Source organism: Williamwhitmania sp. (genome assembly GCA_035529935.1).
GTDB lineage: Bacteria > Bacteroidota > Bacteroidia > Bacteroidales > Williamwhitmaniaceae > Williamwhitmania.
This window is the reverse complement of sequence record DATKVT010000024.1, coordinates 1-9,168: the sequence shown is the minus strand read 5'-3', so window position 1 is coordinate 9,168 and position 9,168 is coordinate 1. Positions and strand designations below refer to the sequence as shown.

At 45.5% G+C, this 9,168-nt stretch carries 4 protein-coding genes; 2 read left to right on the top strand and 2 right to left on the bottom strand.

Features of this window, described 5'->3' with window-relative positions; genetic code table 11:
• Positions 1 to 135: 135 nt before the first annotated feature.
• Positions 136 to 606, bottom strand: coding sequence for a hypothetical protein (locus VMW01_01565; protein ID HUW04922.1), 471 nt, complete (start codon positions 604 to 606; stop codon positions 136 to 138).
• 1,107 nt (positions 607 to 1,713) lie between these two features.
• Between VMW01_01565 and VMW01_01560 the strand changes: the two genes are divergently transcribed.
• On the top strand, positions 1,714 to 3,822 hold the full coding sequence (locus VMW01_01560) for a M3 family metallopeptidase (protein HUW04921.1): 2,109 nt from the start codon (positions 1,714 to 1,716) through the stop codon (positions 3,820 to 3,822).
• Positions 3,823 to 3,892: 70 nt separating this feature from the next.
• Here the strand turns inward: VMW01_01560 and VMW01_01555 are convergent, their stop codons facing one another.
• Positions 3,893 to 6,058, bottom strand: coding sequence for a tetratricopeptide repeat protein (locus VMW01_01555; GenBank protein ID HUW04920.1), 2,166 nt, complete (start codon positions 6,056 to 6,058; stop codon positions 3,893 to 3,895).
• 140 nt (positions 6,059 to 6,198) lie between these two features.
• On the opposite strand from VMW01_01555, the gene VMW01_01550 reads away from it, so the two are divergent.
• A partial coding sequence (locus VMW01_01550; GenBank protein HUW04919.1) for an ATP-binding cassette domain-containing protein occupies positions 6,199 to 9,168 on the top strand: 2,970 nt, incomplete at its 3' end.

Genomic DNA, 9,168 nt, shown 5'->3' with positions numbered 1-9,168 from the left:
GGGTCTACTCTGGGTATCATGGCTCTTACATCGAGATGTGGTAATTTCTTGTAAGATACTGATATTCAGAGTATTTACCAAATATTTACGTGTTTATTTTACTGGTAATCAGGCATTTGTTTTTTTTGTCATGTACTAAGGAAGTATACACTCAATTATAGATGGCAATGAATAATTGGATTCTAAATCTTCTTTGTCCTTTATAAAGTTTACAATTTCCAAATAGTACTCTAATGTCCTTACAGCATAGATATTATTTTTTGTAATTGTCCATAAAATATGCGAATACCGACTTTTAATCCAAAAGTTGGGTGAAACATTTAATCTATCTTTTAAATATTCTATCTCTGCTTCAACAAAAGAATTTGAATTTGGATAAGAATCTACATCTCCAGCAGAATTAACTTTTACAATTTTAGGGAACAAATCACCCTTATTAATATAAAAACCTAATACTTTTCTCTCAATCTTAATTTTATCCTGCCATTCATCATTTTGTCTATTATCTAATGGGGTTATTTTTTCCAATAATTCCCATGAATCAAAAGATGATATCGAATCTATTTGAGAATAAAGTTGTTTTATATCTTCTGGTATATCTATCATTACGTGTTTGGTTGTCTTTGTTACCTTGCGGCCAACTCGTTTATATGTATGACAAAATCATACAATACCCAAATTTAAGATCCTTTCCTAAGCCAACGGTAAAACAGCACATTCTTTTTGGGTTGGGATGTGTACCTGTCGCTAAAAATGCCTCTCCAAGAGGCAATTTCCCTCTCCGAGAATCGAAAAGGTCGCTCGGAGAGACTAGAGAGGTTCTCTGAGCGAGAAAAAGGTCGCTCGGAGAGACAAGAGAGATTCTCTGAGCGAGGAAAAGGTCACTCCAAGAGACAAAAAGGGTTCTCTGAGAGGCAAAGAGGTTGCTCTGAGCAGGAAAGAGGTCGCTCAGAGAGACAAGAGAAGTTCTCTGAGCGAGGAAAAGGTCGCTCCGAGAGACAAGAGAGGTTCTCTGAGCGAGAAAAAGGTCGCTCCGAGAGACAAGAAAGGTTCTCTGAGCGAGGAAAAGGTCACTCCAAGAGACAAAAAGGGTTCTCGGAGAGGCAAAGAGGTTGCTCCAAGCGGGAAAAAGGTCGTTACGAGTAGCAATGCGCTGTTTTTTCTACAGAACCACCCCATCCTGACCTTCCCCTACGAGGGGAAGGAACGTGCTAATACCAAATGCCGTGATAGAAATCCGCCTCCTCGCCTAGCAAACGTCTCCACTAAGTTAGGGGGAGGTTTGAGGGGGTCAAGCAACTCTGCATATGCTCAGGTGGGTTTGTTGCAGCAAATAACCTTTCGGTTATTGCGGTGCGTGGTAGCTTCAGCGCGTTGAACAGCGAAGGAGCGCGCACCGCTCTCTCCTCATGGGGTCATTCATTCCATGAGCTAACGCCCATGGCACCAAACATAACACCTCTCCGAGGTGCACCACCACTATTAAGGGATTTACACCAGTTTTTTAGCAATATGTAACTCGTCACTCTGCGTCACTTGTAACTTATATGTCACTCGACTTCATCCCATTCCACTTGCTCCCTCCCACAATTATTTTTCTAGCTTTTAAACAATTGCCCAATAAATTTGTCGAACTAAAGCTACAAGTTAAGAAGCAAGTATTAATTTTGAATCCTAAGAACTGCACCTATCACTAACCTAACAATCAAAATCGTGAAAAAGTATCTGATTATGGCCATGTTTGCAGGCATTGCACTCACATCCTGCAATAAGGGTGGTATGGATTCCCAGAACCCATTCATGAGTGAATACAAAACACCGTATGGGGTTCCACCATTCGATAAAATTACAAATGCCGACTATCTCCCAGCGTTTAAGGCGGGGATAAAGCAGCAGCAGGAAGAGATTGCTGCCATTGTGAAAACCCCAGAAGCACCCACTTTTGATAACACCATTCTTGCAATGGAAAACAGTGGCGAGATTCTGGACAAGGTTAGCAACGTATTCTTCAACATCACCGAGTCGAACAGCACCGACGAGATTCAGGCTATTGCCGACTCCGTTTCTCCGCTGCTCTCGAAGAACAACGACGACATCTACCTCAACGCGGACCTCTACAAGCGGGTGAAGGCTATTTACGATAATAAAGATAGCCTCAACCTAACCGAGGAGCAAAAGATGCTGGTTGACAAAATCAACCGCAACTTTGTTCGTGGTGGAGCCAACCTTGCTGCCGACAAGCAGGAGCGTTTCCGTCAGGTGAACAAGGAACTTTCGCTTCAGGAGCTACAATTTGGTAAGAACTTATTGAAAGAGAACGCATCCTACAAAATGGTAATCGACAATAAGGCGGACCTCGTTGGTCTTCCTGAATCGGTAATCATGTCGGCTGCCGAACAGGCAAAGGCGGATAGCATGTCTGGCAAGTGGGTATTTACCCTCGACAAACCCAGCATGATTCCATTCCTGCAATACTCACAAAAGCGTGACCTAAGAGAAAAAATCTACATGGCCTATGCTACTCGGTGTAATCACCAGAACGAGTATAACAACAACCCTGTTATTACCAAGATTCTTTCGTTGAGCCTCGAGAAGGCAAAACTTTTGGGTTTCCCAACTGCCGCCAACTACATTCTCGACAACACCATGGCTAAGAAGCCCGAAAATGTGTACAACCTGCTCAACAAGATTTGGACTCCAGCGCTGAAAAAGGCAAAAGAGGAGGCTGCTGATATGCAGAAGATCATCGACAAGGAGGGTGGCAAATTTAAGCTCGCCTCCTGGGATTGGTGGTTCTACTCCGAAAAGGTAAGGAAAGCAAAGTACGACCTCGATGAGGAGATGCTTCGCCCATACTTTGAACTAGACAATGTAAAAAAAGGAATTTTCTACACTGCTAAAAGGCTATATGGCCTTCAGTTTGTGGCTAAGCCCGACCTTCCAAAATATGATCCAGAAGCCGAAGCATATGAGGTTCAAGACTCAACTGGCAAGATGTTGGCCATTCTCTACTTCGACTACTTCCCAAGGGCAAGCAAGAAGGGTGGCGCTTGGTGCACCAACTTCCGTCCCGAAAAGATTGTTAATGGCAAGCGTATAGCTCCTATTGTTTCCATCGTTACCAACTTTACCCGCCCTGCTGGCAACCAGCCTGCGCTGCTCAACTTCGACGAGGTAACAACCCTATTCCACGAATTTGGCCACGCAATGCACGCCATGCTTTCGCAGGTAACCTATGCCAGTCTTTCAGGCACCAATGTTCCTCGTGACTTTGTGGAGCTACCCTCACAGTTCGACGAAAACTGGGCTTCGGAACCTGAGGTATTGAATGTGTATGCCAAGAACTACAAAACCGGTGAGGTAATTCCTCAAGAATTGGTTGACAAGATTAAGAAGAGCGGAACCTTCAACCAGGGTTTTGCAACGGTTGAATACCTCGCTGCATCATACCTCGATATGGACTTCTACACCGATACTCTACTTACTAACTTCGATGTTCAGAAGTTTGAGAAAGCAAGTATGGATAAAATTGGGCTTATCCCAGAAATTCTTCCTCGATATAGAAGCACCTACTTCCAACACATTTTTGGAGGTGGATACTCGGCAGGCTACTACAGCTATATTTGGGCCGATGTTCTCGTTGCCGATGCCTTCCAAGCATTCAAGGAAACTGGCGATATTTTCAATCAGAAAGAAGCCAACCTATTCCGTCACTGCATCCTCGAAAAGGGTGGTACCGAAGATGCAATGACAATGTACAAGAACTTTAGAGGAAAAGCGCCTAGCATTGAGCCACTGCTCAAAGCCCGTGGACTTGACTAGCTAATAAATAATGCCAACTAAAAAACCGCTCCTAGCTAGGAGCGGTTTTTTTATCTACCAATTCGAACAATTATAGGGTAAGTCCAATAACTGTTATATCATCAATTTGCTCATTACCACCTTTGAACTCATCATGTGAATTAACGAGTAGCTCCATCTGCCGAGCCATTGGCAGGCGGTGTATTTCGGCCAGCTGCTCCTTAAACCGACCAATGCCATATTTCCGCTCGGAGAGGTTAAGCTGGTCGGTGTAGCCATCGGTAAACAGGTAAAGAGTAATGGGCTCGTCGAGATCAATAGTTTGCAACGTAAAGAGTCGATCGGCTTCCATTTGATAGCCTCCAATGGAACGGGAATCGCCGGCAATTTTCTCAAACTCGCCATCCTTGAAATAGTAGAGTGGTCGTTTTGCTCCGGCAAAAAACAACTTCCCCTTGGCCTTGTCTACCACACAAAATGCAATATCCATTCCAGCATACGACCTTGCTGAATCCTCAGTTTGCTTGAGCGCTTTACGAACCATGCGGTTAAGTTCCTCCAAAATCTTGGCAGGATTGGTCATCTGGTATTCGATGACCAGCTGGTTGAGCAGCGTGTTGCCAATCATGGACATAAACCCACCCGGCACACCATGGCCAGTGCAGTCGGCAAGGGCCACATAGATAAGGTTCTCCGTTTGATAGGTCCAGTAGAAGTCACCTGAAACGATATCCTTCGGTCTAAAAAAAATAAAATGGCTGCGAAAATACTTTTCGAAGAAATCTTTTTCGGGCAGAATGGCCTCCTGTATGGTTTGGGCATATTCAAGGCTGCTTATCATCCGCTCATTCTGATCTTCAATCTCCTTTTGATGGATCTGTAGAATCACATTCTTCTCCTCAATCTGGTCGCGCTGTGTAAGAATCTCCTCCTGTTGAAGCTCGAGTTCCTCATTTTTCTCCAAAATCTCCTTTTCGTGAAGGAGAAGTATTTTCGTCAGCTGCTTCTTATGTCGGTAGTTCCTGTATAGCATGGCAAGCATGAACAGCAGCACAATTACGATGGCAATTAAAGAGTATTTAATTATGTTCTGCCATCTGTTTGCCTCCGTGGCCACAAGCTGCTGCTTTTCCTTTTCAATTTGATCTTTAACCTGCAGCTTTTCAAAATCATATCTTAGCTGAGCACGAATCAGTTGGTCGTTACTCTCCTTGTTGAATGAGCTATCTCTAGCACCAGTGTGAGCCTTATAGAAGACCAAGGCTTGCCTATAGTTCCCCAATGACTGGTAGTAGTTGCTTAGGGATAAGTTGGCATCCCTTTTAAGCTCCCACGATCCAACCTCGTTGGCCAACATTAAAGCACGATTGAGATAATTAAGTGCCTGATTGTAATGCTTAAGCTTTATTGCACAGTCACCCAAATTATTCAGCACCTGCGATAAGCGGTAATTATCACCCAACTTTGTAAATATTGAAAGTGACTTCAGGTAAAAGTCAAATGCAAACCGAAAATCGTTAAGGCTTTTATAGATGTTTCCCAATTCGCTAAACAGCACCGCTTGGCTGTCGAAATCACCAATCTTCTGGCTGAGGTCCAACCCCTGCATATAGTAGGAGATGGCATCAGCATTTTTTCCAGATTTCTGGTAAACCTCGCCAATGTTAATGTACGAAATGGCAAGCCCGGCCTCATCTCCTAACTTCTTGGAGATAACTTGTGACTTTTTATAATACTCCAATGCCTTTCCATAGTTGCCAAGGTAGAGATAAACGACCCCAATATTGTTGTAATTAACCGCAACTCCAGCCGTATTATTAGCCGCCTCGTTTATGCCAAGTGACTCTATGTAGGCTGCAAGTGCCTTGGAATAATCGCCCACCATGCGGTGAACAGCACCAATATTTGTAAGGTTGTTGGCCCTTAATCTCCAATCATTTAAAGAGTCGGCAATATGCAAGCTACGAGAGAAGAAGTCCAACGCTTGGCTAAGGTTCCCTTTCCATCGGCTTGCAACGCCTAACCTGTTTAATGCAGTGGCATATGCTCGAGTGTAACGCGTTTGTTGAACCAGAATTCGGGCCTTATCGGCCATTCGGTATGCCGAATCGTAGTTACCCTTGTCTATGTAGGTATCCGCCTTATCAACCAATTGATGAAGATAGAGAGTATCCGCTAAATTGCCTGCTAGAGCATCGCCCCATAAAACAAAAAAGAAACCTACTATCCAGAAATATCTTAAACGTTTTCTAAGCATACAATTTCAACCAGTTTTGCCTTCTAGGTTACTTTAATATATCGATTATCCCGAAAAGTAGTCACTTACAAGACCAACTCATTCACTAACTTTTAAAGAAAGAAAAAATATTTTAATTCCTTTGTAAAAAGAACAACTCCATGACCAACAAGGCAAAAATTTATATAAACAGGTCAAGCGAAAATAATTTAAAAAACATTACGGTAGCCATACCCCATCGAGCGCTTACCGTCATTACCGGCATCTCAGGTTCAGGAAAGAGCACACTTGCTTACAACGTTATTGCTAGAGAGGGCATGCGTCGATTTTATGGAAACCTATCGGCCAATGCTCAAATCCTGCTGGGAAAACTTCAGCCACCAAACGTAGAAAGCATAGAGAATTTACTGCCAGTGGTGGCGGTTGACCAGCACATTTATGGATTATCTACCCGTTCCACCGTTGGAACCATAACGGGTCTCTACGACCAAATGAGGTTGCTTTTTGCGCGAACTGGTAAGCAGCTGCCCGGGCAATACTCCAATGTAAAGCCCGACAGAAGCCTTTTTTCGTTCAACACTACCAAGGGTGCCTGTCCCAGCTGCAAAGGGCTAGGCGTGGAGGATTATATAGACCAGGAAAGTTTAGTAGGCAATCCAGACAAATCGTTACGTCAAGGAGCGCTGGTGCTCACTACTCCCAAGCCATACATAATCTACTCTCAGGTCACCATGGAGGTTCTCGATCAAGTTTGCCATGCTGAAGGATTTTCTGTTGATATACCCTGGAAGGAACTTACAGTTGAACAAAAAAAGGTGGTTTTGTATGGAACCACCAAGTTGAAAGTCCCCTTTGGAAAGCATACGCTGGAATCGCGAATGAAATGGACGGGTATCACCGCCAAACCTAGAGAGGAAGGATACTACCGTGGTATTATTCCGGTAATGGAGGAGATTCTGCAGCGCGACCGAAATCCAAATATACTGCGCTTTACTCAAAGCAGACCATGCTCAGCTTGCCAAGGTGCACGACTTCGACCAGAAGCGCTAAGCATAGCTATTTCAGGCAGAAACATACATGAGTTGTCTGTTCTCAGCCTCGATGAGCTGTCTGCCTTTCTTTTGAGCACCGAAATACTGCAAGTAGGGGCGGCAAAGGTTATCGTTAGCGAGATGCTCAAAACGGTAAAGGCAGCACAGCTGCTTGGACTTGGACATTTGGAGATTGCCCGAAATGCCGAAACGCTCTCGAGCGGCGAACTGAAGCGCCTAAAGCTGGTTACACTAAGCGAAACAAGGCTGCAAAATGTTTGCTTTGTGCTCGATGAACCAACAACAGGTCTTCACCCAAGAGATACGGAGGCACTAATAGGTATACTCAACGAACTCGTCCAAAAAGGAAATACGGTAGTGCTGGTGGAGCACGACCCCACGGTGATGAAGATAGCCCATCACCTTATCGATCTTGGGCCTATGGCGGGAGAAAAAGGAGGAGAGCTGCTCTTTAGTGGTCCTCCTCAGCAATTTATCAATGAAAAGCATAGCCAAAGCCCAACCTGGCAATTTTTGAGCGGTGCCCGCGTGCCTCAAATCTCCAAGCCAACCGTTGCGCCAGCGCTAAAAGCAATAGAACTCTCCAACTTGCATGTGCACAACCTTAAGCACATTTCGGTAAGCATTCCTCAAGGCCAGCTCACCGCTGTTACTGGGGTATCGGGAGCAGGCAAGTCGACGTTGCTGCACCATGTCCTTGCCAAGCTTGCTCGGCACAGCTTGGGTCGGGACGGCGGAGCGTTGGATGAAATAGGCGAGATTACTGGGCTCGCTGGAATTACCCGGTTGGTGGAAATTGACCAGCGCCCCATTGGCAAAACATCGAGAAGTAACCCAGCCACCTATACAGGTCTAATGGATATGCTCCGCGATCTCTTTGGCTCACTGCCAGAGGCAAAAGCTAGGGGTTTCAAAAAAAGCCACTTCTCCTTTAATGTTGCTGGAGGTAGGTGCGAAACCTGCCTAGGTGCGGGAAAATTGGAACTGGGTCTCCACTTTTTAGGAACGGCCGAAACCACCTGCACCGTTTGCAACGGAAAGCGATTTAAGCCAGAAGTTCTGGAAATCACCTACAATAACCTCTCCATTTCCGACCTGCTCAACACAAGTATCGAAGCGGCCACCCATCTTTTTGCCGGTCAGCCGTCGATGAGTAAACTGTTGCAGCTACTCTGCAGCCTCGGCTGTGGTTACTTGAAGTTGGGCCAGAGCTCCGATACGCTCAGCGGCGGAGAGGCGCAGCGCATTAAGCTGGCAACAGAACTTTTTCGGCAGGGCAAGGGGAAGACGCTTTACCTCCTCGATGAGCCAACCACCGGTCTTCACCAGCATGACACGGAGGCACTTCTAAACGCCCTCTTCGAACTCACTCGGAAGGGACATACTGTGGTGTGCATTGAGCACAACACGGATGTTATTACCAATGCAAGCTGGGTAGTTGACTTGGGACCGGGCAGCGGAAAGCAAGGCGGTAACCTAATTTTTCAGGGGCAACCCGATAGCCTTAAAGAGTGCGCTGAGTCGATAACCGCCCATTACATTTTTCACCAAAACGGTTTGAAGCCATTAACTGCGCCACCAACACAACAGATGGCTATCTCCCTCAAGGGCGTATCTACCCACAATCTCAAAAATATCGATTTATCCATTGAGACAGGAACGATTCTGGCACTGGCGGGCATTTCCGGCTCAGGAAAAACCAGCTTAGCTTACAACACGCTTTTCACGGAGAGCAATGCCGAATTTAGCCGCTACCTCACCCCTTACGTTCGTTCAAGATTGGGCATGGGTCAGGCGGCAAACATTGCAGAAGCAAGTGGTCTTACCCCAACCATTGCCATTCGTAGAAAAACGTTTCCAACAAATAGCCGATCAACCGTGGGCACCTATACGGGAATCTACGACCTGCTACGGCTGATCTACAGCCGAGTAGCAGAATCGCCACAAAAGGAGGGCTACCCGCTATCAACGCTATTCTCGTTCAACCATGAGCAGGGAGGCTGTCCTGCCTGTGGTGGATTGGGCAGTCGGCTTCAATGCACCCCTCAGATGCTAATTGTTAACCCCGAAAAGCCCATA